Origin of the sequence: Caballeronia sp. NCF2, from assembly GCF_023631205.1 — a bacterium.
Lineage (GTDB): Bacteria > Pseudomonadota > Gammaproteobacteria > Burkholderiales > Burkholderiaceae > Caballeronia > Caballeronia zhejiangensis.
Window position 1 is genome coordinate 49019 of the sequence record NZ_JALQDN010000078.1, and the last position, 26713, is coordinate 75731.

Annotated in this window: 23 protein-coding genes and 4 pseudogenes; 18 read left to right on the forward strand and 9 right to left on the reverse strand. The window is 56.0% G+C overall.

Translation table 11 applies throughout. The annotated features are described in order from the left end of the window. Positions 1 to 570: 570 nt before the first annotated feature. The 3 genes and pseudogenes from NCS02_RS30445 to NCS02_RS30455 form a co-directional block, all read right to left on the reverse strand. On the reverse strand, positions 571 to 816 hold the full coding sequence (locus NCS02_RS30445; RefSeq protein ID WP_250523477.1) for a hypothetical protein: 246 nt from the start codon (positions 814 to 816) through the stop codon (positions 571 to 573). 54 nt (positions 817 to 870) lie between these two features. Further along, on the reverse strand, positions 871 to 1710 hold the full coding sequence (locus NCS02_RS30450) for a hypothetical protein (protein WP_250523478.1): 840 nt from the start codon (positions 1708 to 1710) through the stop codon (positions 871 to 873). A gap of 893 nt (positions 1711 to 2603) precedes the next feature. Next, positions 2604 to 3152: pseudogene (locus NCS02_RS30455) on the reverse strand (RipA family octameric membrane protein); the annotation flags it as partial. 131 nt (positions 3153 to 3283) lie between these two features. Between NCS02_RS30455 and NCS02_RS30460 the strand changes: the two are divergent. Continuing rightward, a pseudogene (locus NCS02_RS30460) lies at positions 3284 to 3673 on the forward strand (ATP-binding protein); the annotation flags it as partial. 118 nt (positions 3674 to 3791) lie between these two features. Here NCS02_RS30460 and NCS02_RS30465 read toward each other — a convergent pair. After that, positions 3792 to 4073 carry a hypothetical protein gene (locus NCS02_RS30465; protein ID WP_250523480.1) on the reverse strand — a complete coding sequence of 94 codons (282 nt, stop codon included), beginning with the start codon at positions 4071 to 4073 and terminating at the stop codon, positions 3792 to 3794. Positions 4074 to 4149: 76 nt separating this feature from the next. On the opposite strand from NCS02_RS30465, the gene NCS02_RS30470 reads away from it, so the two are divergent. From NCS02_RS30470 to NCS02_RS30485, 4 genes are read left to right on the forward strand one after another with little or no spacing between them, the layout of a single operon-like run. After that, positions 4150 to 4395 carry a hypothetical protein gene (locus NCS02_RS30470; protein WP_250523481.1) on the forward strand — a complete coding sequence of 82 codons (246 nt, stop codon included), beginning with the start codon at positions 4150 to 4152 and terminating at the stop codon, positions 4393 to 4395. A 39-nt stretch (positions 4396 to 4434) separates the two neighbouring features. Then, entirely contained in the window at positions 4435 to 4926 is a 492-nt protein-coding gene (locus NCS02_RS30475) for an Xre family toxin-antitoxin system antitoxin (RefSeq protein ID WP_250523482.1), read from the forward strand. Next, on the forward strand, positions 4923 to 5405 hold the full coding sequence (locus NCS02_RS30480; protein WP_250523483.1) for an RES family NAD+ phosphorylase: 483 nt from the start codon (positions 4923 to 4925) through the stop codon (positions 5403 to 5405). The genes NCS02_RS30475 and NCS02_RS30480 overlap by 4 nt, the downstream gene beginning before the upstream one ends. Before the next feature lie 5 nt (positions 5406 to 5410). Beyond that, the gene (locus NCS02_RS30485) at positions 5411 to 5707 is read left to right on the forward strand and encodes a hypothetical protein (RefSeq protein WP_350029936.1); all 297 of its coding nucleotides are present in this window, start codon (positions 5411 to 5413) and stop codon (positions 5705 to 5707) included. A gap of 490 nt (positions 5708 to 6197) precedes the next feature. On the opposite strand, the gene NCS02_RS30490 is transcribed toward NCS02_RS30485, so the two are convergent. Beyond that, positions 6198 to 6341 (reverse strand): hypothetical protein, encoded by a 144-nt coding sequence (locus NCS02_RS30490; protein WP_250523484.1) that lies wholly within the window; start codon positions 6339 to 6341, stop codon positions 6198 to 6200. Positions 6342 to 6571: 230 nt separating this feature from the next. Here NCS02_RS30490 and NCS02_RS30495 point away from each other — a divergent pair. Further along, positions 6572 to 6758 (forward strand): annotated as a pseudogene (locus NCS02_RS30495) (IS3-like element ISBvi3 family transposase); the annotation flags it as partial. Between the two features lie 67 nt (positions 6759 to 6825). Here the strand turns inward: NCS02_RS30495 and NCS02_RS30500 are convergent. From NCS02_RS30500 to NCS02_RS30510, 3 genes are all read right to left on the reverse strand, one after another. Next, positions 6826 to 8049 (reverse strand): Zn-dependent hydrolase, encoded by a 1224-nt coding sequence (locus NCS02_RS30500; protein ID WP_250523485.1) that lies wholly within the window; start codon positions 8047 to 8049, stop codon positions 6826 to 6828. Positions 8050 to 8087: 38 nt separating this feature from the next. Beyond that, positions 8088 to 9401, reverse strand: a complete 1314-nt coding sequence (locus NCS02_RS30505) for a class-III pyridoxal-phosphate-dependent aminotransferase (RefSeq protein WP_250523486.1) — start codon at positions 9399 to 9401, stop codon at positions 8088 to 8090. A gap of 86 nt (positions 9402 to 9487) precedes the next feature. Then, on the reverse strand, positions 9488 to 9871 hold the full coding sequence (locus tag NCS02_RS30510; RefSeq protein WP_250523487.1) for a nuclear transport factor 2 family protein: 384 nt from the start codon (positions 9869 to 9871) through the stop codon (positions 9488 to 9490). A gap of 376 nt (positions 9872 to 10247) precedes the next feature. Here NCS02_RS30510 and NCS02_RS30515 point away from each other — a divergent pair, with 376 nt between their 5' ends. From NCS02_RS30515 to rarD, 5 genes and pseudogenes are all read left to right on the forward strand, one after another. Beyond that, a complete protein-coding gene (locus NCS02_RS30515; RefSeq protein ID WP_250523488.1) occupies positions 10248 to 11213 on the forward strand; it encodes an agmatinase in 966 nt (321 codons plus the stop codon). 331 nt (positions 11214 to 11544) lie between these two features. After that, entirely contained in the window at positions 11545 to 13038 is a 1494-nt protein-coding gene (locus NCS02_RS30520) for a purine-cytosine permease family protein (protein ID WP_250523489.1), read from the forward strand. A 55-nt stretch (positions 13039 to 13093) separates the two neighbouring features. Beyond that, positions 13094 to 14522: pseudogene (locus NCS02_RS30525) on the forward strand (NAD-dependent succinate-semialdehyde dehydrogenase); the annotation flags it as partial. Positions 14523 to 14586: 64 nt separating this feature from the next. After that, positions 14587 to 15465 (forward strand): 4-hydroxybenzoate octaprenyltransferase, encoded by an 879-nt coding sequence (gene ubiA, locus NCS02_RS30530; protein WP_284504464.1) that lies wholly within the window; start codon positions 14587 to 14589, stop codon positions 15463 to 15465. An 85-nt stretch (positions 15466 to 15550) separates the two neighbouring features. Beyond that, entirely contained in the window at positions 15551 to 16447 is an 897-nt protein-coding gene (gene rarD / locus NCS02_RS30535) for an EamA family transporter RarD (RefSeq protein WP_350029937.1), read from the forward strand. A gap of 348 nt (positions 16448 to 16795) precedes the next feature. Here rarD and NCS02_RS30540 read toward each other — a convergent pair whose 3' ends face one another. Next, a complete protein-coding gene (locus tag NCS02_RS30540; RefSeq protein WP_250523490.1) occupies positions 16796 to 17614 on the reverse strand; it encodes an IclR family transcriptional regulator in 819 nt (272 codons plus the stop codon). 334 nt (positions 17615 to 17948) lie between these two features. Here NCS02_RS30540 and NCS02_RS30545 point away from each other — a divergent pair, with 334 nt between their 5' ends. The 7 genes from NCS02_RS30545 to NCS02_RS30575 all read left to right on the forward strand — a co-directional run bounded on the left by NCS02_RS30545 (position 17949) and on the right by NCS02_RS30575 (position 26713). Beyond that, entirely contained in the window at positions 17949 to 19040 is a 1092-nt protein-coding gene (locus NCS02_RS30545; protein WP_250523491.1) for an ABC transporter substrate-binding protein, read from the forward strand. A 65-nt stretch (positions 19041 to 19105) separates the two neighbouring features. Beyond that, on the forward strand, positions 19106 to 20200 hold the full coding sequence (locus NCS02_RS30550; RefSeq protein WP_250523492.1) for an ABC transporter ATP-binding protein: 1095 nt from the start codon (positions 19106 to 19108) through the stop codon (positions 20198 to 20200). A gap of 9 nt (positions 20201 to 20209) precedes the next feature. Continuing rightward, entirely contained in the window at positions 20210 to 21466 is a 1257-nt protein-coding gene (locus NCS02_RS30555; protein WP_250523493.1) for an ABC transporter permease, read from the forward strand. Then, positions 21463 to 22275, forward strand: a complete 813-nt coding sequence (locus NCS02_RS30560) for an ABC transporter permease (protein ID WP_250523494.1) — start codon at positions 21463 to 21465, stop codon at positions 22273 to 22275. Before NCS02_RS30555 ends, NCS02_RS30560 begins: the two co-directional genes overlap by 4 nt. A 27-nt stretch (positions 22276 to 22302) precedes the next feature. Beyond that, positions 22303 to 23514, forward strand: a complete 1212-nt coding sequence (locus tag NCS02_RS30565) for a M20 aminoacylase family protein (protein WP_250523495.1) — start codon at positions 22303 to 22305, stop codon at positions 23512 to 23514. Next, positions 23511 to 25187: a 5-guanidino-2-oxopentanoate decarboxylase gene (locus NCS02_RS30570; RefSeq protein ID WP_250523496.1), complete on the forward strand. Its 1677-nt coding sequence runs from the start codon at positions 23511 to 23513 to the stop codon at positions 25185 to 25187. The genes NCS02_RS30565 and NCS02_RS30570 overlap by 4 nt, the downstream gene beginning before the upstream one ends. A 47-nt stretch (positions 25188 to 25234) precedes the next feature. Continuing rightward, positions 25235 to 26713: an aldehyde dehydrogenase family protein gene (locus tag NCS02_RS30575; RefSeq protein ID WP_250523497.1), complete on the forward strand. Its 1479-nt coding sequence runs from the start codon at positions 25235 to 25237 to the stop codon at positions 26711 to 26713.

The window sequence follows — 26713 nt, forward strand, 5'->3', positions numbered from 1 at the left end:
GCATCAGTCGGCCACTCCTTCGGCGAGGTTGAGCGGCGGCGAGCGATGTGGCCGCACGGCGGTCGCGAAAACGGTCAGAACGGCCAGTAAGGCGTTCAAAGAAGCGATCGACGGCGCGTGAACGCGCTAGCGAGCACGGATGGGCGAAGACTCGCCCGCGACTTAAAAGAGCTGGTTGTCCAACGGTAGCAGATTGACCAGTTTCACCGCAGTGCGGCGCTCGGCTCCATCCGCATGGACGGACCGGATCATGACGCGCTGGCCGCGGGCCTCGCCCAGCACCTCGACAATTCGTTCTCGGTAACGAGCCAGCGTGCCGCGAGGCGGTTTGCGCGTAGGTCGAGCGAGACATAGGCATATCGCAGCAGAGGCGTTGTCGCATTATGCAACGTCGCGGGCCTCACCGCGACGCATTTTGTCCACTTCCACATGCGAGATGCGTACTGCTGAGCGTGTCGCCGGGACCATGACCGGGGCCCTTCTCACGTTTACCGCTAGGTCAAATCTATTCGACTTCGTCAGATCCGCTAGATGCAACGACTTCCTGCTACTTGCTATCACTCAGCGTCCTCATACGTTCCCGCCGTCTGCACGCTTAGCGTCTGCTATGAGTTCCTTGAGTGCTTCAATGCCAGCGTCAGTGAAGGCGGTGATCGAGATGACCTCGTCGGGCGGCACGTCAAGGTCATTTATGACGCCCAAGCAGCCGTCCTCCGGTTCGAGGTTCATATTGGCCAGTTCTTCAAGCCATTCCTCTGGTTCATTAAGCATCTTGGCTACGCACGAGATGGTGTAGACGTGAGATGGGGCTGCCATTGCATGCTCCAGATTTTGTGAGAGCCGAGATTCAGGCGGAGATGGCGACTGTAATCAACGTGCGCATCGCTCTCGGATGCGACGCCATCCGTTGCGAGCGTCGATTGCATCTGCAAGGATGGCCATATATTCGTCATGGTCGACGCGCTCATCCGGAGGCAACCCGTATTCTTGGTGGCGGCTCAGGGCCGCTTGCCGTGCGGCTTTTCCGAGAGCTGACACGAATATCCGGCTGTATGCTTCACAAGCATAGGCGAACGTCTCCCGCTTACTAAAGGCGATGTCGAGCGGATTTGGACAGTTCCGGCGTTCTGCCAGCCCTATCGCTGCGCGGCGGCAGTTGTGCAGCACATGGGCGGCTTCATGCACGACGTAGTCAGCGAAGGGATCGGTATCGCGAAAGTAGGTCAGGGAGACATAGCAAGTAGTGTCCTGGCTCATGCCGACGACGCGAGCGGACTCCTCTCGAAGCGGAGTAGCACCCAGACTGTCCAAATAGATGTTCGCCAGTTTCCATGCGGTAGATAGCCACGTCTCCTTGGTCAGTATCTGCACGATGTTGCTCGGCGTGAGAAAGACGATACCGCCTACGAGGGTGCGGAGAACGACCTCCCGTTCGAAGGCGGAAAAAAGGCCATACACCATGGGCTTGAGCTTGTCGCGAAGCCACGGCTCTATCGGCTCTGGCATCGAGCTCGGATGGTCGAAATCCCTCGCGCGGAGCAGCGTGTCAGCGATGAGCGCAGCGCGCAACTGTTGTGTGGCGCGTGCAGCAGTGATATTCAAAGCCTCCCCTGGCCAGCCGACGAAGAAGCCGTCATAGTCTCCGGTCGTGAGGTAGTGCCGAATCTGGGTCTCAACCCATTCTGCGGAGCCGATCTTCGGAATGGCCATGGAAGGTTCTCAGGAATCCGGTCGAAGCGGGACCGCAGGCGCTCAGAGCCCCAATCCCAATTGCCGGATGAGCAAAAACCAGGGACGCTCGCGTTCAAGACCGATCGTGCCAGCGTCGTGGCGGACCGATTTTCGGTCGCTAACATGATATGCGCAGTTGGTGATCCGGTACTCAGCAAGAAGGTATCAGAACCCGATCGGCGCGTCAGCCGCGATGTTGATGCAGGTCGCTTGTCGGCCTTTGCGGTCGTTCGCCAAAGTTCGAAGCGGCGTCAGCGGTATGTTGGGTTGCGGACGTTGACGTCACCGAATTTCGCGACGTCAAAACTTCAGCCTTATACATTCGACACACCCTGAGCGGCCCTTCATATTCCGGGCGAACATTCAGGTGCGGGCTGCGTTCTGCGCTGCATCGTTTCTCAGCTATACAGAAATAAGAACCTTAAAGCTAAGGCAGGCACCGTGCTTTACCAAGCACTCGATGCCCTAGATGCACCCGCTTAGCATTCTTAGGCTCCGACATGAAACCAACACTTTTCTGCTCGTGCATGCCCTGAGCTATGGTTCAATCGTGTTCTGTCCAGGCGGAGGCCTGCCAACACGCACTAACGCGAAAGACGACCTGTGGGCACTACGCAGTAGGGCGCGCAAATGGCACGGCAGGCGACGTGCGCCTGCTTACCTGCAATACTACCGTCGCAAGGTCGACGGTCGATCGGTACTTCATGAGCTGGCCCCGGGAAGAGACATTCGAGTCGTATTTCAGCTTGTCGCTGATCGCGTTCGCCACGATGCCGGACGCGGTTCGACGACGGACGACAGAGAAAACGACACGCACACACGCCTTGTTTACAAATTGAAGAAGCTGACTAATGAAGCATACCTGAACAGGGTCAGCGCGACGGCTTATGCTGTAGCAGCGCCCCGACATCTCTCTTCGTAAAGTGCAAATGCAATTCGTTGATGCCGTTCTTCGTGGACTCAGCTTTGCCTTCGCTTCGGATATAGACGGCACCGATTGCGGCAATGACTATAAGGAGGAATTTCGTCCAGACGAGGCGCGTGACGTGAACATCCGCAGGATTCGGCATCGGCACGCAAAATATTGCACCGAGCGCGAACGCGCCTAAAACGCAACGCGAAATGGAGAGATTGAGCTTTGAAACCGAATATAGCCGGAAATCTGCCGGCGACTCTTTGGAAAACACCGTCTTATAGAGAGGCCCGACCACGGCATCCTCGAGTATGCCCACTTGATACTCCCAGTTCCGCTGCCAAAATTTGCCAGCATCATTCACTAGCGACCATGCATAAGCAACGACTGACGCGAAAGCGCAGATTCCAACAATAGCCGCGGACCTTACATTCTCGTCGAGATCTCTCGCCGAGACGGCTCCCAAGAGAATCGCGCCAAGCGCAGCGATTACCAACCAGAAACTGTTCGACCGTTTCCGAACTTGCGGATATCTAACGCAACTTCATACGCCTTAGCGAGAGTAGTGTCTCTGGGATAGTAATGCGCAAGCATCTGCGACGCGCTACTTACCTGCGGAGAACTCGTGACGTTCGGGCGATGGCCAACGCCCTGGAGCAGGAGAAGTCCACCGGCAAGCAAGGCCAGATTGCCCACAAGCTGATGTACGTCGATCTGGTGATCCTCGATGAGCTGGGATATCTACCGTTCAGCCAGACCGGCGGAGCATTGCTGTTCCACCTGCTCTCGAAGCTGTACGAGCACACGAGCGTCGCGATCACGACCAACCTCAGCTTCGGCGAGTGGGCGAGCGTGTTCGGGGATGCAAAGATGACGACAGCGCTGCTGGACCGCGTTACCCATCACTGCCACATCGTCGAAACGGGCAATGAATCGTGGCGCTTCAGGACCAGCTCTGCCAAGGGAAAGGCAACGAGAAAGAAAGCAGCAAAACCAGCGGGCAACGAAGAGTTATCCACACCGAAATAGATGTACTAGGCTGTCTCGGGGTGGGTCAGATTTAGGTGAAAACGGTGGGTTAAGACTGCGTGAAAATCAACACGGCGGCGTTCCACAGTGACGGGCACCGTGTGGTCAGACAGTTTTTTCAGATGGCGGAATCGCGCGGCGGCGCATCTTTCAGCCAATCCAGAACTGACGGGCGGAAAGTAAAGACTGGAGACTTCAGCCAGTCGTCGACCGCGTCCGCGATCTCGGGAAGCACCCCATCCAGGTCGAACGGTTCGTCCACGGTCGCGGGCTGGTCGGCGGAAAGGTGGGCGCCGGCAAGCTCGTCGCCATCCCAGTACAGCACGCAGTACTCGGCAATGTCCGCCGTGGTTCCAGGCGAGCATGCCGACGTTCGCCCGCGCGTTTGCCAGCTCGTCATCGATTGGCGCCCATCTATACCCGCGATGTCCCAAGCTTGCCGTCACATATGCAAGCCTGACGAATGCGAATGCCCGTTGACCCAAGTCACCTTCATTGCAGCCGCTATACGCACAGAAGTGTTCGAATTCGTCGAGCGGCGTATGCCCCAGATCGTTCTTCGGCAGCGCACCATCAACGATGAACAGCTGCAGCAGCTCATTGGGAACCATGTGTGCGGCATCTGGCGGCGGCCGATCATTTCATTCAACGGCGCGTTGGAAGCTGGCGCGGTCCAGATCCCCAAATGGAAGCATCTTGACTCTCATTCGAGAAAGTACTAATGTGGGAGGTACGATATTCTCATTTGGGAGATTCGCATCATGGCACTGCATCAACCCGCCGGCCGCGAGCCGGCCGCCGCTAAACGGGCGAAGGCGTTCGCTGGCTCGAACGGCCTCGGCGCACAGCCACACGACTTCGAAACATTCCGGAAGATGGACCCGCTCGAGCAGCGCCGCCAGATACGTGAAGGGATGGAGGCGGTCATTATCGATCGGGTCGCGAAGGAGTTGTTGCATATTCCCGTACAAACCCTGTTGAGCGGTCTTGGACTGCCGAGTTCGACGATCCTGCGCAAAATCTCGAAGGAAGAACGCCTGTCTGGACCTGAATCGGATCGCGTTGCGCGAGTGCTCTATGTATTCGAGCAGGCAGCCGAAGTGTTCGAAGACGAAGCACTGGCGGCAGAATGGATGCAACGGCCGCATATGGAATTGGGCGGCCTGAGGCCGCTGGAGGTACTGGATTCGCAGCCGGGCTACGACCGCGTGCGCGACTTGTTGCTGCGCGTTATCCACGGCGTGTCTGCATGAGGCTGTATCGACTCGCGAAGGAACGGCGCGGCCACTATCGGGCCGATGATCTGAGCGGTAACGGCGCGGCGTTGGCCGGCGGCCGCTGGAACCCGCGAGGCATGCCGGTGCTGTACACGTGTTGCCACGCGTCGACCGCGCTGCTTGAGGCGCTGGTACACATGTCGGGGCTGCTGCCTGCCGGCGGCTACTTTCTGGTGACGCTCGACGTGGCGGACGCGGTCTACGATGCGGCGTTCGTGCCTGCGTTGCCGGCCGGATGGGCGGACCTGACGCGCGATCCCGAAGCGACGCGCGCGCTCGGCCGCCAGTGGATCGAGACCGGCGAACGGCTGGCAATGCGGGTGCCGTCGGTCGTCTGTCCAACCGACTTCAACCTGCTATTCAACCCGATGCATCCCGACATGGCGAGCGTCAAGGTCATCAGCACCGAACCCTTTACCCTCGACCCGCGGTTGTTCGGCCCAGCAACGAGGTGAGCACTATGCGCAAGGAATACGACCTGCAGACTGCCGGGCTGGCGACGATCGTCGCCGCAACGTCAGTCACAAAGAAACACTCCGACTTGCCGACGCCTTTTGCCACGCGCACGGACTACCGCAGTGCGCGCTACGTCATAGCCCGCGACGTACACAGCGAACGCCCGGCGCGCATCCTCGACACGGACGACCGCGAGATTGCGGCCGACTATCACACGCGTGGATTGATGCGCAGCTCGAAGCGCATGGCGGTTCGATGCGCGCGGGGGGAAATTACGGTCGGCATTGACAGTCACCGTTAGTCATGCGATCCAGACCGGAGTAGCGGACGCACCGATCATCGGATGCACTCGTCAATTCAAAACTGGTCCAGCTAACGACTGCGATCGCCGACGGGCGAGTGCGCCCAACCGTCAGAGAAATCCGAAGATTGATGCAATGCTCCCGGGCGAAGGCCATGTAGTTTAGACACCAATTTCTGGAGATCGCCGGTGAGCCTCAGGGCGGCCTGCGGCTGGCCGCTTCGGGAGCCGGTGTGGGTCGGGTAAAACCGCGACTTGTGCATTCCTTTGCGGCGATCGCAGGCTGCATGAGCGGACGGCGCTGCGTTGCGTCAGCCTGTCCTTGTCTTACGCTGATGGACAAACTACTACCGGGAAGAGGATGAATACAGTATCCCTCGACGCGATCGGGGCAGGCCTACCGCTTGCCGCCGCCGTCGCATACCTTCCGCGCACGCTGGATGTAACGACAAAATTCACTTGCGCGATGTTCGTACTATCGGTGGTAATCTCATCGGCGTTTTCGTACTGCGATGCGCACGCCGTCCACGTCGTGCCGGGTGCGATCCTCCTGTGTGTGAGCATCTGGCTTCCGCGCGCGCGAGGTCATGATCGCGAGATTTCCGGCTGCGACGATCTTCGCGTTGACGTTCATATCGATTTTCCCGGTAGACATCTACGGCGCCTACACCTGCCATGCTTCGAGTGGGATCGCCGGAGAGCGGCCGGTGGACTTTGGCTTCGCCGAAACGGGACGGCCCTCAGCGCACGCCTTCGACCCCGAAGCACCCCCTCTAGCCGGCGACGGACATGTTCCGCTTCCGTATGACATGCAGTCGTTCTTCAGCAACGTTTGGATGAGCCGTCGCCTGACGCATAGTACAGGCGACGATGGAAAGCTTCTTCAAGAACCTTAAGGTCCACAGGATTTACCAGCTTCACGACGAGACGCGCGCTCGGGCCAGTCTTGATATCGTCGACTGGATCGAAGGCTACTACAAGGGCCTGCCTGCGCAGCTATATCGACTTCTGCGTCCTAGTCGACAACGAGGCGAGGTTGATCGCTCCATGATTGGTGTTACGTGAAACAAGGAAGGCGCGTTAGGCACCCTGGCGAGGACCAGAGCGCGGTCAACAAGTTATACGGCTGACAACTTGACGACGGTCCGGAGTAAAACGTCCACTCCTGCAAAAGCCTGTTCCGGCGTGATAGATTCAGCGGGGTTGTGGCTGACCCCGTTCTTGCACGGAACAAAAATCATCCCTGTCGGGCATACTGCGTTCAAATAGATTGCGTCGTGACCAGCACCGCTGATGATGTCAGTGTGACTATATCCCCCTTCAATTGCAGATTCTCGGATCGCGGCCACGCAGTCGTCGGCGAATCGCTGTTCGGCAGCGACGCCAAATTCACTCCGAGTGATCTTGAAACCTTTGTCGCGCTCCTCTCCCGCCCATTGTTCGAACGCGGCAACGATCTCTTTGAGCCTTTCCTCAGAGGGGTGACGAAGATCAAGAAGAAACTTCACAACCTTGGGGATCGTGCTATGCGACGCCGGTGTGGTGGTGATTGATCCAATGGTCGCACAGGCAGCCTGGATGGAGTTGGCCGTGTCGTAAAGCCGGTTGAGCAACCGCACGGTTGCACCCATCGGATCAAGCCGGTTGGGCATCGGCGTTGTCCCCGCGTGCGCAGGTCGGCCAACGATAGTGACTTCGCTCCAGTTCATTGCTTGCGAGCCGGTGACAACGCCGATCTCCACCTGCTTTTGCTCGAGTACAGGTCCCTGTTCGATATGCAACTCGAGAAATTTGTGAAAGCGGCGCGCGCCGACTTCTTCCGGACCCGCATAGCCGATCGCCTGCAACGCCTCATCGACCGAAACGCCTTGATCGTCCCGCTGATTAAGCATGGCCTCTTGGGTGAACACCCCGCTATACACGCCACTGCCGAGCATGGAAGGCACGAACCGACTGCCTTCTTCGTTGGTCCAGTTGACAAGCATGATTGGCCGATGAGTCGTAATTTGCGCGTCGTTCAATGCGCGAACAACCTCCAGGCCGCCGAGTACTCCCAATATGCCATCATATTTCCCGCCAGTCGGCTGCGTATCAAGATGGCTGCCGATTGCGACGGGGTCGAGCGAATCGTCTATTCCCGCGCGCCTTGCATAGATGTTTCCTAGTCTATCGATCGCGACCGCCAGCCCAGCATCTTCACACCAACGGATGAAGACGTCGCGACCTTCTTTGTCCTTCTCAGTGAGCGTCTCGCGACAAACGCCACCTGCCGCTGTACCGCCAATCTGGCCGTGAGTTTCAAGCGTCTCCCATAGACGATGGAAATTTACCTTTGGGTTCATGTTTGGTTACTCGCCTTAGTATCAATGCGACGGCGATATCAGCTTCCCGATTTCGCGTATTCTTGGTCAGCCACTTCTAGTGCGTGATCGAGGGCGCTGAAGATGGAGTCAAGCTGTTGCTCATCGATAATGAGCGGAGGCGCGAGGAAAAGCGATGTCTGCTCTCCGCTCGTCCCAATCATCACACCTGCTTCCAATGCACGCGCTGCAACCCGAGAGGCGAGGGGGCTTGAGGTGGAATTTGCTTCCCAAGTGCGCCAGTCTGGGCCGTGGAGTTCAACGGTCCAGTGCAGTCCTCGCCCGTCCACACGTGACACCGATGGATGACGCTCGGCGATTTCGACCAGACGTCGCTTCGCCAACTTCTCGAGGTTTTGCACGCGTTCAAGAAGCTTTTCTTCCTGCATGATCGTGATATACGCGCGAATCGCAGCGACCGTGAGCGGGTGGCCGCGGAAGGTGCTGTACGTCTGCCAGCTTTTATCTTTCAGCGAGTCGACGATATCTTTTGACATCACGACAGCGCCAGCAGGGGCAGCACCGCCGCCGAGCGGCTTGCCGAGCGTCACGATGTCTGGTCGGGATTCCGCACCCTGGAAAGCAAACCACCGGCCACTACGACCGAGACCAGTGACCACCTCGTCGGCAATCCACAAAGAGCCCGCGTCGCGTGCAGCCTTTGCAACATGCTCTTGATACTCGCTGTCGTAATAGATCCCCCCCTGCGTGTAATCGATGATCGTTGCCGCAACGTCTGACAAGGTGCTTCCTGCATCCTTCAGGCGTTCCGCAACGGGGGCAGAACCTTGTATGCCGCCGTAGGTTGCTCCGATCGGAGCGGGCAGAACGCGTACAGGAATAGTAGAAGGAACAGGTTGGGTGCGGCCACCCACTACCGCGAGTCCACCGTGCCAGTGTGGTTGGACAGTCATGTTGCGGGCTAATCCCGTCATTCCGTGGTAGGCGCGCTCCCGAGTGGCGAGGGCGACGCGCCCCGTGTAAGCCTGCGAAAACGACAACGCTGCGTCGTTCGCCTCACTACCGCTGAGGAAGAAGCGAACCCCGCCGATCCAGCTTGTCTCGCCTTTGAAGGCGAACTCGATCAAATCTTCTGCCGCTTTCTCGCGCTCTGCCCAGAACCAGCCTTCGTTGATGGAGGGGGACCTTGCTGCAGCGGCAATCATAGCCTCGACCATCTTCGGATGAGAGTGGCCTACAGGGCCGCCGGTGTTGCTTGCATCGAGAACTTTCTTTCCGCCTTCGAGGTGGTAGTAGACACCTTCCGCCGCGACGACCTTAACAACCGGCCCCTTGCCCGCATTCAGGCCCGTGTGAATCAGTTTGCTCATCATGCCTCCCCTAGCCGTTGTAAAACCTTGAATCGATTAGTCAGTTCCGGTCTTCGTGCTGCTCCGCGTCATTCCTTGCGGGCCGCTGCCTAAACCCTAAGAACCTGCTTGCGGAAGGTGTCTTTCACCGCGATCTTTCCGTCTTTGAGCACGAAGACGTCAACGCCATGAACGGCGACGGCCGAGTTCGTCGAGCGATCCGTTGCTGTAAACAACCATTCCGAAAACCCGCGATTGCCGAGTGCCACGTGCACCGAGTTGCGCCACTGAGCATCCGGGAATTTTTCGAAGATGCTCACGAACGCATCCCGAACGGCAGCCTCTCCGTGGAACGATTGGCCTTCTTTTTCGGCGCCTGCTGCTGCGTGATAAGTGCAGTCGGGGCTCATGCACGCCATAAGCCCATCCACGTCGTGCCTGTTCCACCCTTCACTGAATCGCTGGAGGAGCGCAACCGCTTCCTTTTCTGTCATTTCTCCTACTCCTTTTCTGGGGAAAACCGCTCTAGCGACGAAACCGACTCGTCGCGCGCTGCCGATGCACTGTTGCCGCCAATATTGCCGTAAATTCCGAAAAACGGAAGTTACATATGTTTTTTGAGAATCTAACAGCGGATCTTTTTGCTGTCAACGGTAGATACAATGCGCCTCGACGTCTGGACAAGGCTCAAAAAGCAAGACTTCTACGATGCCTGGTTCGTCTCGGGTAAGTGCGTGCTTGACATTGAAAAGCTTGCTAAATAGTATTTCGGTACGGTGAATGTTATTCCGAAAAAAGGAATTTACTCCCAGCCACCCCACAATTCTTTCGCTGCTGCCGTGGCAGTGCCAAGACTCAGAGGAGATGTTCGTGTCTGAATACAACCAACCCATCGATTCTTCGATCTACAGCCGCTGTTCCAACATTGCGTCGATGATGCGATTGCCTGTTGCAACATCCGCGAACGGACTAGATATCGCACTGTGGGGGTGCCCGTTCGACTTGGGTTTGACCGCCCGTAACGGTGTTCGTATGGGCCCTTCGGCCGTCCGCGAAGCATCGCGATACATCCGTAAGGTGAATCCAAGTACAGGTGTTAATCCGTACAAGCTTGCCAACGTCGCCGACATTGGCGATCCGGCTATGAACATGATCAATCAGGCACAAGCCCTCAAAGACATTGAGGACTTCGTTTCTGATTTGACAGCAGCTGGGGCGGCCTCGATCTGTATTGGCGGCGACCACACCATTCCGTACCCGATCCTTCGAGGCATGAAAGCAGGTGGTCGTATCAAAGAGCCTTTGGCGCTCGTTCACATCGACGCTCACGCCGATACATTGGATACGCTTGGAGGAGAACGAGTCTGCAATGCAACGACCTTCCGCCGCTCAGTCGAGGACGGACTTGTTGATCCGAAGAAAACGATTCAGATCGGTTTGCGAGGAACGCGTTTCAGTGAGATGGACATTGCGGGCTCGTTCGAACTCGGGATGAACGTAATCTCGATGGACGAGTACGAAGAGATGGGGCGTAAAGCAGTCATCGAGCAAATCAAAAGCATCATCGGTGACTCTCCGACCTACATCACGATCGACATCGACGGCTTGGATCCGGTCTGCTGCCCAGGCACTCCTTCTCCGGAACCCGGTGGCATTATGATGCGAGACGTACAGATGATTCTGCGTTCATTGACGGGCTTCAACGTGCTCGGTGGCGATGTTTGCGAAGTAGCTCCGCACATGGATCCGAGCGGCATGACTGCGCTCAACGCTGCGAATCTGCTCTTCGAAATTCTCTGTGTGACCGCTTCGGGAATCGACAAACGACGCAAATAGAAGCCGGCGGGAAGTAGAGCGGGAGCAACGAACTGGAGAATTGCGCTTCTCACTTCCTTGATCGACTCCCGCCTTTCGCCCCGTTTCTTGTCTTAAAGCGCAAGCGAAGTGCCGCTAGAACTCAGCCCAGATCCATTCCCTCAGCGTTGACCGTTGCGCTCGACCTTGTCGTCGACCGCAAATGTGCCTGCGGACACCCGCGGCCGCCGCGGTGTAGCTGAACCGCAGAATTAGAACTTGCATTGCACCAACGCGCCGAGTAGATAACTCCCCGGCGACGCACGAGTTCTTGGGCTTCGTGACTGCTAACGTGCGTTAATCTAGGAGCACCATGCCAAAAGTAAAGGTATCGGCCGGTTTTGAACACGCGGGCAACGGCGCGCTCGTCATCGAAGGCCGATCGATCGACTACATTCCCGAAAGTGAGCGTCATGGGAAGCTGAGCAGTCAAGGGCCGTTCTGGTTCCTTGGCAACTTTCACTTCCTAACAATCTCACTCGGCTTTGTGGGGCCGAGCATGGGTCTCTCGGCTTGGTGGACAACGCTTTCCGGTGCACTTGGAATCATGTTCGGCACGATCTTCATGGCCTTTCATGGGTCGCAGGGCCCGGAGATGGGCCTGCCGCAGATGATCCAATCGCGAGCGCAGTTCGGCTATCGCGGCGTAGTGCTTGCGCTGATGGCAACCATCTTCGTGTTTGTTGGACTCAACGTTGTGACGGTGACGCTCATCACCGATGGTATGGGAAGTGTTTTCCATTTCGATAAAGTGAGCGTCGGATGCGCAGTCATTGGAGCCGGCGCGCTGCTTGCCATTTTCGGTCATGACTTGATGCACAGGGCGTTCAAGTGGGCACTTCTTGCCACGCTGCCGCTTTACACATTTGTAACCATTGCCTTGATGTCAAGGATTGAGCAATCCCACGCGGTGCCGAATGTAACTCTCGGATTTAAGTGGATTGCATTTGCAACCCAGTTTGCCATTGCAGCAAGTTATAACATCTCCTACGCACCTTTTGTCTCGGACTATTCGAGGTACCTACCCAAGAACACGAGCAGTGCCAAGCTAATCGTGGCCGTGTTTCTTGGCGCATCCTTGTCGGGTGCGTGGATGATTGGCGTCGGCGCTTGGCTAGCACAGCAGCTTAAAACCGAAGACGTCCTCCTCGCGCTTTACCTCATTGGAACCGCCTCCATGCCAGGCCTCGGTAGCATGTTTGTGGTCCTGGCTGTGGTTGGATTCATTCCGGTCATCGCATTAAATTCGTACAGTGCGATGCTGACCTTGCTAACGGGCATCGATTCATTTCGAAAGTTAACGCCGACACCTCGCGCCCGTGTCACCGCTATTATTGCGATCAGTGCTGTGGCACTAGTCTGCGCGCTTTCGATTGACGGAAAAGGCATCGCAATTCTTAACGTCTTCATGACGGTGTTGCTGTACTTCCTAGTGCCTTGGACAGCCGTGAATCTCGTGGATTACTTCTTTGTCCGGAAAGGCCATTATGCAATCTCGCACTTTTTTATGCCCGATGGCATCTATGGTACATGGCAGTTTCGTGGGATCGCTGCGTATCTCGCTGGATTCACGGCAATGATTCCATTCTTCTATGTCTTCGATTCATCGAGCAACAAGGCGGTTTTCGTCGGGCCGCTGGCCAGCAAACTCGAGGGCGTTGACATCGCGTGGTTGATCGGACTGGTGGTGTCCGGCATCGTCTACTACATTTTAAGCCGTTCGCTGGACTTGGGTGCCGAACGCCGCGTCATCGCTTCAATCAAGGAAAGCGACCTCGTAGGCGTTGCGCATCGCGACAGCAAGTAATTTTTCGTTTGTGACCAACAACCACAAGTCAATCAACATGGATCTCAAAGCGTTCGAAGTAAAAAATCCGTCGAACGGATCATTGATTGGTACCGTTCCCCGGATGGGTTCAGTGGAAACGCGTTGCGCGATTGTCGCAGCGAATGCGGCTTGGCCAGCTTGGAAAACGAAGACAGCCAAGGAACGAGCCTCAATAATGCGAAGATGGTTCGCCTTGATGCTCGAGAACGCTGACGATCTTGCAACCATTCTCACCCGACGCTTCTGCGTCACGATGCATACATCGATGGAACGTGGCAGGGCGCCGAAACGGGCGCTACACCGAGCAAGGAAAGCCTCTCGCCGAAGCGAAGGGCGAAATAGCGTATGCGGCTTCATTCATCGAGTGGTTCGCAGAGGAGGGGAAGCGCGTCGCGGGCGACACGCTTGCCTCTCCGATGCAGGATAAGCGGATCGTCGTTACGAAAGAACCAATTGGAGTCTGCGCAGCTATCACTCCCTGGAATTTTCCGGCGGCAATGATTACGCGCAAAGTCGGCCCAGCTCTAGCGGCGGGATGCACGATTGTTATCAAGCCTGCCGAGGCGACACCGTTTTCCGCGTTGGCAATGATGGTACTCGCTGAGCGCGCGGGAATTCCGCGTGGCGTAGTGAACGTTATAACTGGCGACCCAAAAGAGATTGGCGCCGAGATGACATCCAACCCTCTCGTGCGCAAACTCTCCTTTACGGGCTCGACCGGCGTGGGCCGACTGCTTGCGGCACAGAGCGCAGCGACGATCAAGAAGCTCTCGCTGGAGCTGGGTGGCAATGCACCGTTCATCGTGTTCGAAGACGCCGACGTTCACGCAGCGGTACAAGGCGCCGTGGCATCCAAATACCGAAACAGTGGCCAAACTTGCGTTTGCACAAACCGCTTTTACGTACACGAGAAGATCTACGACGATTTCGTGAATGGGCTTGTGAAGGCGGTCCGCGATCTTCGAGTTGGTCCTGGCACAGAGCCTGGCGTGGAAGTCGGTCCGCTGATTAACGAAGCAGCGGTGCAGAAGGTGGAGGCGCATATCGAAGATGCGACTGCGAAGGGCGCGATCGTAGCTACAGGGGGGACGCGGCACGCTCTTGGACATGGATTCTTTCAGCCGACTGTGCTTACGGACGTCACGCCTGACATGAAAGTGGCAAAAGAAGAGACTTTTGGTCCGCTCGCGCCGGTCTTTCGGTTCTCCTCGGATGACGAAGTTGTTCGGATGGCCAATGACACAGAGTTTGGCCTCGCCGCGTATTTTTACAGTCGTGATGTCGGTCGGGTATGGCGCATCGCAGATGCATTGGAGTATGGCATGGTCGGCATAAATACAGGCCTAATCTCTAATGAAGTTGCACCGTTCGGCGGTGTGAAGCAGTCGGGGTTGGGAAGAGAGGGTTCGCGATACGGCATCGATGATTATCTAGTCATCAAGTACCTTTGTATTGCCGTGTGAGCTCCCGGAGTGGCGTAGTCCGTAGCAAAATTTTCAACTAGCCAACTGAGTCAGGAAGAAGCATTTGGGGCCCGTTAAATCGCACCTTGTTGCGTACGTTCGACTCGTGCGCCTTAATAGGCCAGTTGGGGTGATGCTACTACTGTGGCCTACGCTCGGAGCGCTTGTCATCGCTGCAGATGGACGCCCTTCGCGGGCGCTTCTGTTCACCTTTATCGCCGGCACGTTCCTCATGCGCTCAGCGGGATGTGCGTTCAATGATTATGCGGATCGAGACTTTGACCGCGGAGTCGAACGCACGCGAGGTCGCCCTGTTACGATCGGTGAGATTGGCCCGATTAGCGCGGTCAGCTGTGCGTTCCTTCTTGTAGCTTTGGCGTCAGCTCTGACATTTTCTCTCAATACTCTCGCACGTACATTGGCAGCTTTAGCACTTGTTTTGGCGGCCGCCTATCCCTTCACGAAACGGTTTTTTCCAATCCCGCAAGCTTTTCTTGGTCTTGTTTACAGTTTGGGAATACCGATGGCGTTCGCTTCAGTGCAAGGTCGGGTACCAGCGATAGGTTGGTGCTTAATGCTCGCCAACGCCTTTTGGGTCGTTGCATTCGATACCGAATACGCAATGGTAGACAGAGACGACGACATGAGCATCGGGATTAAAAGCGCCGCATTGACCTTTGGAGTCTTCGACACTCGAGCGATCAGCTGCTGCTACGCCATAAGTCTTTCCTTATATCTACATGTTGGAAAATCACTTGATTTTGACGGTTGGTATTGGATGGGATGGGCGACGGCGTTGTCATTCGCTGTATACCATGTTTTGCTCATCAGAAAACGAGACCGGACAGGCTGTCTAGCGGCTTTTCACCATAATCAATGGTTGGGCTTCGCATTGTTCGCGGGAGTCGCACTGCATTATTTAGCCGCGAGCACCAATATATAGAACGCGCTGTATCGCCCTTCTCGGTGTTATGTCAAGCTCGAAAAGGTCGTTCGCCGCGTCACGTAACCATAGGGAAGTTACATCCGTGACCACCGAACATCGGCTTAAGGGCTTTCTATTGTCGATTACAGCGTCAATTTGCTTTACGGCTATGGCAGCATACACCTTGTTGCTCAAGCCCCTGACGGTGCTTGAAATTTTCGCATGGCGTGTGGTGTGGACGCTTCCGACGATCCTTGCGGTGTTAGTAGTGCGTGGCGAACTGCGAGATCTTAGGACGCTCATTAAACGCGTAATATGTCCAGGCGTAGGCTTGCCAATAGCTGTGTGTGCACTGCTTAGTTCGATACAACAATGGCTGTTCCTGTGGGCGCCATTGAACGGTCGGGCCTTGGACGTTTCGCAGGGTTATTTTCTCCTTCCAGTTATGATGGTCCTGGTCGGGGTCCTACTGGACCGGGAGGTTCTCAGCCGATTGCAGTGGTGCGCTGTCCTCTGCGCAGTCGGTGGCGTAACCCATGAGTTCCTGTCAACGCTAAGATTCGCGTGGCCGACTTTGATTGTAGCGTTTGGTCTCCCGCCTTACTTTGTTTTAAGGCGACGTATAAAAGCCGACTCTATGAGCCTTTTCTGTGTCGAAACGGGGTTCTTGTTACCGGTCGCTCTCGCGATGATTTGTAAGCGTCATGCGGCTTTACTCCAAACCGATAGAACGCTGCTTTGGGCACTCCTACCCGGCCTTGGGATTATCTCCACTGTAGCAACAGCCACGTATCTTCGCGCCAGCCGGTTGTTACCGTTAGGGTTATTTGGGCTTCTCGGATATCTTGAGCCAGTATTGCTGGTCATAGTGTCAGTTTTAATTATGAAAGAGAGCTTTTCAATCCAGCGTTTGCTCACCTCCGGTCCAGTTGCCCTTTCTGCTGGCCTTGCAGCTGTTAGTGTCCTTCGCGCCCAAAATGCAACATCCGCGGTGCGGTAATAGCCGGTCGAACACCACTAAGGCACCGCTGTGCAAACTCTTCCACATCTTTGGCGCTGCTTGTCCCCCCCACCTTATCCAACACGCAACATCTCTCCCAAACCGCCCGCAATTTTGAGCGTAGTTCGCTGTATTTTCAATCTGAAATCGCAAGACAATCAATTCCGGAGAGTCGAAGAGCGGTCTGCACACGATGTCCTCCCGCGCCGTTTAAGCATCAACAAGGCCAGTTCGCTCTACCTGTTGGTCCAGTTTTATAGAGAGTCGGGACAATACAGGTGTTGCAACCAATAAGTTCTTGCATCAAAGCGTTGCCAAGAGCTCCGAAGCTGCGGATTCAGGATCGTGTCAGTCGTCCTGCTCGATCGCTGACTCGGGGACGTTCCGGAGCGACTCGCTTAGTTTCTCCGCAGCGCCTTTCAGTTCTCGCACTATGTCGTCAGGATCATGAGCCATCAGAAGCCGCTCCTTGAAACCCACTAGGCCGACACCGTACAGAACCCCACCGCCGTCTACAAAGACCGGAGCGCACATTGAGTAGACGCCCGGGTCGTACTCGTCATCATTAATCGCATACCCAGTGTTTCGTACGCCCTCCAGGATCGCCCGCATCTTCGACGGATCAGTGACCGTGTTTGGCCGATACCGTGAAAGTGGGACGGAAAGGAAACGCTCAACAACCTCGGGATCCTGGTAGGCAACGATGGCTTTCGCTGACGCCGTGCCATTTAGCGGAAAGTCGTTCCCAGGATAAACATACGAACGCGCAGGATCGTTTGGCAGGATTGTGACTGCCGGTCTGAGTTCGAAGTCGACAAGCCTTACAAGAAAGACTACTTCGCGGAATCGATCTGCGACAGGTTGCAAAAAAGGTGTCGATATCTGGCGTAAGGCTTCATTTGTAAGTGATGCCTGAAAAATACGCACGAGCCGTGCACCGAGACGATACCGTGACCTTCCGCGCTTGCCGGTGATAAACCCAGCGTCCAGAAGACTATTAACAAGGCGATGCGTCGAGGGCATCGGCATACCAGTACGCGACGAAATCTGCGCTAGCGCCAAGCCGTCGGGCGACGCGCTAATTGCCTCGAGCACTTGAGCGATCCGCTCCAACCGCGGAGTCTTGTCTGTCTTGTTGTCTAGCGTTTCCGTCAATTGATCATCCATCTTCCTGTCCTTGATTTGTTGCGGTTGCACGTACTTCGATTTGCGCCCTGGCAACCATGCGTTCTTTCGCAGGTATCTTACCTACTTCCGCAAAACGGAACAATCGTGATCACCCGATCGTCGCGCTGCAACAAAAGCGTTCGCACCTCATGCCGGTACTCGAGACGCCCAGAGGCGACAGCCGGCATGCTTTCTAAGTCCAGCCGAAGTTCTCCAGACCTGACGGGTAGGGGTTTTTGACACGTTGACAATTCGTGCGGAGGCTTGGAAGATTCCGTTTGAGCAAATGAACTTTCGAAAACCGGAACTTACGACGATCACTTGGAGAACCAGAATGAGCCACCAGCCATGTCCCCGCTGGGCGACGGTTACCGCTGCAGCCTTTATGCTCTGCGCCGTTTCGTCAGCTTTGGCGCAAAACTCGATCACGGTGGTTTCTTGGGGAGGTGGTTACACTGAGAACCAGAGCAAAGCGTTCTATCAGCCGTTCACGAAGGCAACTAATATCGTCGTGAAGTCTCAAGACTACAATGGCGGATTGAGCGAAGTACGGGCGCAAGAGCAGTCGGGGCGCGTAGTCTGGGATGCGCTAATTGGGGACCTGGACCAAGCGAAGCGAGGATGCGAAGAGGGTCTGCTCGAGAAAATCGATCCTGCAATATTGCCTTCCGCCGCGGACGGCACTCCGGCGAGCAAAGATTTCTTGCCGGGCACGTTGACTGAGTGCGGCGTAGGAGAAGCGACGATAGGGTACGTTCTCGCATACAACACGCAGAACGGCAGAGCGCCCGCGAGCATCAAGGACTTTTTCGACCTGAAGAACTTTCCGGGCAAGCGAGGGTTGCGCAAGTCGCCAGAAGTAGCACTGGAATGGGCCCTGCTTGCTGACGGTGTCGCACCGTCCGAAGTGTATAAGCAACTCAGTACTCCTGAAGGTGTCAACCGCGCATTTAATAAGCTGGACACGATCAAGAAAAACGTTGTTTGGTGGGACGCCGGCGCACAGCCGCTGCAGTTGCTGGCTTCGAAGGAAGTAGCAATGACATCAGCCTACTCCGGTCGGATCTACGTTGCGCAGACCCAAGGATCTCCGTTCAAAATTAGTTGGAATGGCCAGATTTGGACGACCGACGTGTGGATGATTCCGAAAGGTGCTCCGCACATGAAAGACGCGCTCGAATTCGTGAAGTTCGTCAGCCGTCCAGAGCAGCAAGCAATGCTCACAAGTCTCGCGTCCTACGGAACAGTGCGCAAATCCGCAGAGGCACTGGTTAAAACCCCGAGGGGCCAGAAACTCGACGTATTGTCTGCGACCCCCACGTACGGTCCAAATCGCGCGCAAGGCATTCAGCGCGATTTCGATTTCTGGGTCGACAACGAAGATTCACTGACGCAGCGATTCAATCAGTGGTTATTAGCCGACTGACCGTCATCGATTAGCCGTGGCTAGCGAGAGCCTCGGCTCTGCTTCAAGTGCGGACAGGAGAAAAAATGAAGTCGATTGTTGAATTCAGGAGTGTCCAGAAAACGTACGACGGGCGAGCCATGATCGTGCGAAATCTCGATTTGGCAGTAGCGCAGGGGGAATTCCTCACGCTTCTGGGGCCGTCGGGTTCCGGAAAAACGACAACTTTAATGATGCTTGCGGGATTCGAGACACCCACGCGCGGCGAAATTATCTTTGACGGTCGGCAAGTCACGACGACGCCCGCACATAAACGTGGAATCGGTGTGGTCTTCCAGAGTTACGCTCTCTTTCCACACATGACCGTGGCGGAGAACCTCGCGTACCCGCTTCGGGTACGCAAACTAGCAAGACAAGAAATCGGCGATCGCGTAAAACGCGCGATCGACATGGTCAAGCTCAATGGGTTCGAACATCGCATGCCGGCGCAACTCTCGGGAGGGCAACGTCAGCGCGTTGCATTGGCAAGGGCAATCGTGTTCGAGCCAAAATTGGTTTTGATGGACGAACCGCTTGGCGCGCTCGACAAGCAATTGCGCGAACACATGCAGTATGAAATCAAACAATTGCATGAGCGCTTAGGCGTAACGATTGTTTATGTCACGCACGACCAGGGCGAGGCGTTGACCATGTCAGATCGAGTCGCGATCTTCAACGAAGGGGTCATACAACAGGTTGCTCCTCCGCGCGAGCTATATGAACGACCGAACAACGCGTTCGTAGCATCGTTCATCGGCGAAAACAACAAATTGACAGGAGCGTTGGTAGGGGCCTCCGAACGAGACTGGACGATCAATGTAAGTGGCCTCGGATCCGTCTTTGCCAAGAAGCAATCAATATCGTTCCAGAGTGGTCAGTCGCTTAGTCTCTCTGTCCGACCGGAGCGCCTGGCTTTTGGCGAGGAAGCGGCTGCTTGTGACAATTCATTTGTCTGCGAAATTCTCGACAGCATCTATCAGGGAGATCACATTCGCTTGAAATTGCGTGCACCCTCAAACGACGTGCTTTTTGCGAAAGTGCTAAACAAGCGGGCGACGCAGCATTTCGATATCGGCTCAACCATCATGACAGGATTCCAAGCAGAAGATTGCTCGGCGTTCACTCATCGTCAGGCGTCCTAGGATCCGAAAATGTCAACAGTGAATACCGCTCCGCTTCCCGAGCGTATGAAACCAACATTCGAGGCGAAAAAGGCGGAACGCGCAGCGCGGCTCAAAGCACTACTGTTCGTTCTCCCGCTTCTCCTATTTCTTGTCGTGCTGTTTGTGCTTCCGATTGCGGAGATGCTGGCGCGGTCCGTTGACAATCGATTAGTTGCGAACGCTTTCGCTCGCACCCACATGGCTTTAGAAGACTGGGACTACAAAGGCGTTCCAGGCAATGAAGCCTGCAATGCGGTTTTAGCTGACCTACGCGATGCCCGAGTTGGGGAGACTTTGGGATCCGCGGTGCGCGTTCTTGGATATAGTTTTCCAGGTGCGAATAGCCTCTTGATGAAAACCGCACGTCGCGCGGGCGTTGCGATGGAAAACGCCAACTGCATGGAAGGCCTCGCCAGCATCGACTCACAGTGGGCGCAGCCCGGAGTGTGGTCGGCACTTAAGTCCAACTCCAGCCCGATCACCTCTGAAAATCTATTAAACGCCTTCGACTTGCGACACAGTATAGAAGGCGGTATTGAGAGGCAGCCGTCGGATCAGCGGTTGTACCTTCAATTGTATGCCAGAACAGCAGAAGTAAGCTTGTCTGTAACGCTCATCTCGCTGGTGTTTGCCTTTCCACTTGCTCACCTCATCGCTACCGTTTCGAGCAAGACGAGTGGCTACTTGTTGACCTTGGTGCTAGTTCCGTTTTGGACATCACTATTGGTTCGCACAACCGCTTGGCTCGTGATTTTGCAACGGGAAGGGCCTTTACTGGATCTTCTTGTCTGGCTTCATCTCGTCGATGGAACAGACCGTCCACAGTTGGCATACACAACCTTCGCTTCCCTGATCGCTATGACGCACATCATGCTTCCTGTGATGGTGCTGTCACTCTACAGTGTGATGAAGGGCCTCTCAAAGGACTACGTAAGAGCGTCCTTGTCGTTGGGCGCAGGACCAGTCAAGACGTTTTGTAACGTGTACATTCCACAAGTAATGCCCGGAATTGCCACTGGTTGCGCTTTGGTGTTTATATCGACACTTGGCTTTTATGTTACGCCAGCACTTGTTGGCGGCAGTCAAGGCCAAATGGTCGGAAACATGATTGCTTTCCACATGCAGAGTTCACTCAATTGGGGCCTGGCTGCGTCGCTGTCGACGGCACTGCTAGTAGCCGTCATCTTAGTCATTGTCGTGTTCAATCGCGTTGTGGGGCTAAACAAACTGGGGTTGGCGAAATGAGTCGATTTCTCTACATCACAGTATGCACGGCCGTACTGCTTTTTTTGTTATTGCCTCTATTGGTCATCATTCCTCTCTCGTTCAGCTCGGGTTCTTACCTGACATTGACACAAGAAATGATCCGTTTTGAACCGAACGCCTATTCCTTAAAGTGGTACCAGGAATTTTTCGCATCGGAAACATGGCATCGTGCTGTGGCGAATACGATGATTGTTGGGATATCGACTACCGTGCTCTCTTCGAGCCTTGGGACCGCGGCGGCGATTGGTCTTGCAGACAACAACCTGCCGCTCCGGGGACCAATCCTCGGAGTGCTTGTATCACCGATGATCATCCCAGTGGTGGTTACGTCAGCCGGCTTGTACTTCGCATTTTCGACGTACGGGATAACTCAGAGCTTATTGGGTTTGGTTCTAGCACATTCAGTTCTTGCGGTTCCAATGGTAGTCCTGACGGTGTCGGCAACGCTGGTAAATTTTGATAGGGATCTGATTAAGGCCTCTCATAGCCTTTCGGCCTCGCCAGTGACGACATTCTGGCGTGTCACCCTCCCGTTGATTCTTCCGGGTGTTGTTTCCGGCGCAGTCTTCGCGTTCGCAACTTCGCTCGATGAAGTCGTAGCGACGCTGTTTCTCGCGGGCGTCGACCAAAGGACGATTCCGTTGCAGATGTGGAGTGGTATTCGCGAGCAACTGAGTCCAACCATCCTAGCGGCGGCGACGATGCTAACGGTCTTATCGATCGCGCTTTTATTTACTGTGCAATCGTTGAAAGAGCGTTCAGCCAAACGCATGCACGCTGCCTTTTGAAGTCGAACATTATCCTCCAAAACAATTATGCAGATCATTGCGGAGATTCAGGCAGCTAATAGCGAGATAGAGGGGCTGCGGCATTCCATACATGCGCACCCTGAGCTGAGTTTTGAGGAGGCAAAAACGGCCGAACTTGTAGCTCGAAAGCTAAGCGAATGGGGCATTGAGACACACCGCGGCGTCGGCAAGACGGGTGTTGTAGGTGTTCTAAAGCGCGGACGTGGTTCACGCTCGATCGGTCTACGCGCAGATATGGATGCCTTGCCGGTCAATGAACTGAACGGGTTCGAACATCGCTCGCGAGTTCCCGGGAAGATGCATGCGTGCGGCCACGATGGACACACTGCAATGCTTCTCGGCGCCGCGCGATATCTTGCGTTACACGCATCGTTTGACGGCACCGTTGTCTTCGTATTTCAACCTGCCGAAGAAAACGGTGGTGGGGCTCAGTCGATGCTCGACGATGGATTGTTTTCGCGGTTTCCGGTGGACGCGATCTTCGGGATTCACAACTGGCCAGGGATTCCGGTCGGACGCTTCGGCGTAAGACGAGGACCCATCATGGCTTCGACAAACGAATTTCGGATCGAGATCGAAGGTGTTGGGTGTCATGCAGCCCTACCTCACGAAGGTCGCGATCCATTGATAGCCGCTGTGCTGGTCGCGAACGGCTTGCAGACTATCGTTTCGCGTAACAAAAAGCCGGTGGACACTGCAGTCTTGTCAGTTACTCAGATTCACGCCGGCGACGCCAGTAATGTCGTGCCGGGAAAGGCGTGGCTCGGGGGGACAGTGCGTACTTTTACGACCGACACGCTAAATATGATTGAGGCACGCTTGCGGCATATTGCGCACAGTACGGCTAAAGCTCACGGCTGCAAAGTCACGGTGCATTTTCTTCGCGAGTGCCCACCCACCGTCAACACCCGCGCCGAGGCTGAATTTGCCTCGACGGTCATGGCGGAAGTTGTCGGCAGTGAAAATGTTGATACCGACATAGAACCAACGATGGGCGCGGACGACTTTGCAGTGTTGTTGGGAGCGAGGCCCGGGTGTTATGCATTCCTTGGCAATGGCGATGGCACACATCGCGCGACGGGTCATGGCTCCGGCCCCTGCATGCTGCATAACCCGAGCTACGACTTTAACGACGAGTTGCTGCCGATTGGGGCGACGTGCTGGGTTCAACTGACTCTTCGGTTTCTTGGTCAAAAATCAACAAACACTAACTTATGAACGAACAAAAGCCTTGTGGCTCCGCGCTGATCGAATTGCTCGCCGACTACGGAATCGACACGGTGTTTGGCATTCCAGGAGTGCATACCCTGGCTTTCTTCAAATCGGTCGAGACCACCGGGATCCGGCATATTGGCGCACGACACGAACAGGGGGCTGGATTCATGGCCGATGGATACGCGCGCGCAAGTGGCCGGCCGGGCGTCTGCTTACTTATCAGCGGTCCAGGGGTTACAAACGCCGCAACGCCGATCGGCCAGGCTTATTCTGATTCGGTGCCAATGCTCGTCATCACGAGCGCGATAGCACTGGCAGAGATGGGTCTAGGCCGGGGCATGTTGCACGAGATCTCGGACCAGCGCGCCACCACCGCTCCGTTGACATCGCTCAGTGTGATGGCGTTTACCTCGGCACAGGTTCCAGAACACATGGCGCATGCTATGGCGCTTTTCGCGACCTGTCGGCCTCGTCCCGTGCACGTTTCCGTACCGCTAGATGTGCTTGACATGCCGGCCGCGAAATTTAATGCTCGCCCGAACTTGCCCGCGGCTCCATCGCCAGATATGGCGATGATCAAACGGGCGGCGACACTGCTGGCAACGGCTCGGCGTCCGCTTTTACTGCTCGGAGGCGGAGCTACTGGCGCCAGCGCAGCGTTAATCAAACTTGCGGAGCGACTGAATGCTCCCGTTGTGACTACTGTCGCCGGAAAAGGCATCGTTCCTGAGTCGCATCCGTTGTCGTTAGGTTCGACGTTGCAGCGTCCGCTGACGAGGGCACTGATCGAGCAAGAAGCCGATGTTGTGTTGGCGGTCGGCACCGAAATCTCCGAGCCGGATTTGTACGTGACAGCTGATTCTGAAGCGGGAGCAACTCAGTCCGATCAGTCGCAGACGAGCGCCGCCGGTACCTCGCGACTGCACCTGCGCGGACAACTGGTGCGTATTGACATCGACCCGGCGACTACTGTCCGCGACTATGTACCGGCGATTGCAATTGCTGCGGACGCTCAGGCAAGTGCGTCAGCGTTACTTGATGAGCTGAGTGCTTACGCAAAGATTGCTGCCGCGTGGGACACCAATTTCGAAGAGATGCGCTCAAGGATCCGCGCGCAGCTTTCCCCTCTCGAACGGCAGCACGTTCTCGTACTCGACGCAATCCGCCGGGCGCTGCCGCGAGACGCGCTGCTCTATGCAGACATGACGCAAATCGCGTACACCGGCTGCGTGTTCTTTCCCGTTGAGGTACCGCGCAGTTGGCATTTTCCTCTTGGCTACGGCACGCTCGGTTACGCTGTTCCAGCCGCAATTGGTGGCGCGTTGGCCTGTCCGGGGCGGCCCTGCGTGGCGCTGGTAGGAGATGGGGGGCTGCTATTCACTTTGCAGGAAATTGCTACTGCGGTCGAACAGCGCTTACCGCTAGTGATCGTCCTATGGGACAACGACGGACTTGGGGAAATCGCGGATTTCATGCGAGCGCGACAGATACCGGAAATCAGCGTGCGGCCGATCAACCCTGATTTCATCGCCCTTGCCAAAGCATTTGGCTGCCGCGCGGCCGAGCCCGAGTCGCTCAAGGAGATTCAGGTTGCGATCCGCGAAGCGATGGATGCAGACGGGCCAACGTTGGTCCGGATCCGCCAAGACGCTAAATATCTCACCGAGCAGCTGTGAGTGGTGATCGCAACATATTTCGCTAAACGTTGTGCTGAGGACTTTGCATGCAAACGGAATTTGGTCGACGCGATGATTTCGCACCCTATAACGATCAAGCATTTATTGATGGTAGGCTTCTCGCGCTCGGCCGTGACGGAGCTCGACCTATCATCGACCCTGCGACTGAAGCAGTCATAGGCAGCACCGGACAAACGCCGCCGTCTATGATCGAGGACGCCGTGCGGATCGCAAATCGGGCGCAATTGAGTTGGGTAGCCACTAGCGTGGACGAGCGCGCTCGTGTCCTTCACGCGGTCGCCAGTGCCATCAGAGATAATGCAGAGTCGATCGCGCGGCTGATCACACTCGAAATGGGCAAACCGCTCAAAGAAAGTCTCGAAGAACTGGCAGCAACGGCTCCGGTCTTTGATTACTTTGCCGAATTGGCGCGTCACGATCAGGGTCGCGTCATCGGACCAAGCGTTTCGGCGCAACTGCATTTCGTGACCATGCAGGCCATGGGCGTCAGCGTGCATATTGTTCCATACAATTACCCGATCCAGCTGCTCGCATGGGGCGTCGCGGCGTCGTTGGCGGCCGGAAACGCGACGGTGATTAAGCCCTCGGAATTCACCACCGCTTCGACCCTCCGTTTTGCAGAAATCCTCCGCGCACTTCCAACCGGACTTCTGCAAGTGTTGCCAGGTGGCGCCGAAGTAGGTCAACGTCTTGTAAGTCACCCGGATACGCATGTCGTCGCGTTCACCGGCAGCGTGGCAGCGGGAAAGGCAGTAGCAGCCGCATGTGCTGCACAATTTAAACGTTGCACGATCGAAGCCTCAGGCAGTGATCCTTTCATCGTGATGCCATCGGCAGAACTATCGTCAGCGATCGAGGCTGCGACTCTAGCGGCTTTTGCAAATTGCGGCCAAGTTTGCACTGCCGCTGAGCGCTTCTATGTACATGAAAGCGTGTTCGACGGGTTCGTCGGTGGTCTTGTCGAAATGCTATCAACCCTGAGTATCGGGGCCGGCATCGACGGTACCCACCTTGGACCGCTGGTGAGCGCGGCGGCACGTGAGCGTCATGAGCGATTGATACAAGAAGCGGTCAGCCAAGGTGCACGACTAGCGTATGGCGGCAAACGTCCGGCTGGGCTTACACGGGGCTGGTTTGTCGAGCCAACCGTACTGGTCGATTGCCAACCGCACATGGATCTGTTCACCGAAGAAGCGTTCTCGCCGCTGGCACCGATTGTAAAGGTGCGCTCATTCGACGAAGCAATTTGCTTGGCCAATGCGTCGTCCTTCGGTTTGGGGGCGACCGTTTTTACCGAAGACATCAACGAAGCATTGGCTGCGTCCGAACAGTTGCAATGCGGGATCGTGTCCGTTAACGCTGCTGCAACAGATAATCCTGCGGCGCCGTTCGGAGGGCGAAAACTTTCCGGGACAGGTGCTCAGCTTGGACCTCAAGGCCTGGACGCATTTCGTGTTGCCAAGCAAACCATGATTACTCGTCGCATGAACGGTGGGAGGAGTTAA

Bases quoted from the DNA above. Each gene is read 5' to 3' on its own strand.
- NCS02_RS30445 (WP_250523477.1), bottom strand. From the start codon at position 816: ATGGCAGCCCCATCTCACGTCTACACCATCTCGTGCGTAGCCAAGATG.
- NCS02_RS30450 (WP_250523478.1), bottom strand. From the start codon at position 1,710: ATGGCCATTCCGAAGATCGGCTCCGCAGAATGGGTTGAGACCCAGATT.
- NCS02_RS30465 (WP_250523480.1), bottom strand. From the start codon at position 4,073: ATGACGAGCTGGCAAACGCGCGGGCGAACGTCGGCATGCTCGCCTGGA.
- NCS02_RS30475 (WP_250523482.1), top strand. From the start codon at position 4,435: ATGGCACTGCATCAACCCGCCGGCCGCGAGCCGGCCGCCGCTAAACGG.
- NCS02_RS30480 (WP_250523483.1), top strand. From the start codon at position 4,923: ATGAGGCTGTATCGACTCGCGAAGGAACGGCGCGGCCACTATCGGGCC.
- NCS02_RS30485 (WP_350029936.1), top strand. From the start codon at position 5,411: ATGCGCAAGGAATACGACCTGCAGACTGCCGGGCTGGCGACGATCGTC.
- NCS02_RS30490 (WP_250523484.1), bottom strand. From the start codon at position 6,341: ATGAACGTCAACGCGAAGATCGTCGCAGCCGGAAATCTCGCGATCATG.
- NCS02_RS30500 (WP_250523485.1), bottom strand. From the start codon at position 8,049: ATGAACCCAAAGGTAAATTTCCATCGTCTATGGGAGACGCTTGAAACT.
- NCS02_RS30505 (WP_250523486.1), bottom strand. From the start codon at position 9,401: ATGATGAGCAAACTGATTCACACGGGCCTGAATGCGGGCAAGGGGCCG.
- NCS02_RS30510 (WP_250523487.1), bottom strand. From the start codon at position 9,871: ATGACAGAAAAGGAAGCGGTTGCGCTCCTCCAGCGATTCAGTGAAGGG.
- NCS02_RS30520 (WP_250523489.1), top strand. From the start codon at position 11,545: ATGCCAAAAGTAAAGGTATCGGCCGGTTTTGAACACGCGGGCAACGGC.
- NCS02_RS30540 (WP_250523490.1), bottom strand. From the start codon at position 17,614: ATGGATGATCAATTGACGGAAACGCTAGACAACAAGACAGACAAGACT.
- NCS02_RS30545 (WP_250523491.1), top strand. From the start codon at position 17,949: ATGAGCCACCAGCCATGTCCCCGCTGGGCGACGGTTACCGCTGCAGCC.
- NCS02_RS30550 (WP_250523492.1), top strand. From the start codon at position 19,106: ATGAAGTCGATTGTTGAATTCAGGAGTGTCCAGAAAACGTACGACGGG.
- NCS02_RS30555 (WP_250523493.1), top strand. From the start codon at position 20,210: ATGTCAACAGTGAATACCGCTCCGCTTCCCGAGCGTATGAAACCAACA.
- NCS02_RS30560 (WP_250523494.1), top strand. From the start codon at position 21,463: ATGAGTCGATTTCTCTACATCACAGTATGCACGGCCGTACTGCTTTTT.
- NCS02_RS30565 (WP_250523495.1), top strand. From the start codon at position 22,303: ATGCAGATCATTGCGGAGATTCAGGCAGCTAATAGCGAGATAGAGGGG.
- NCS02_RS30570 (WP_250523496.1), top strand. From the start codon at position 23,511: ATGAACGAACAAAAGCCTTGTGGCTCCGCGCTGATCGAATTGCTCGCC.
- NCS02_RS30575 (WP_250523497.1), top strand. From the start codon at position 25,235: ATGCAAACGGAATTTGGTCGACGCGATGATTTCGCACCCTATAACGAT.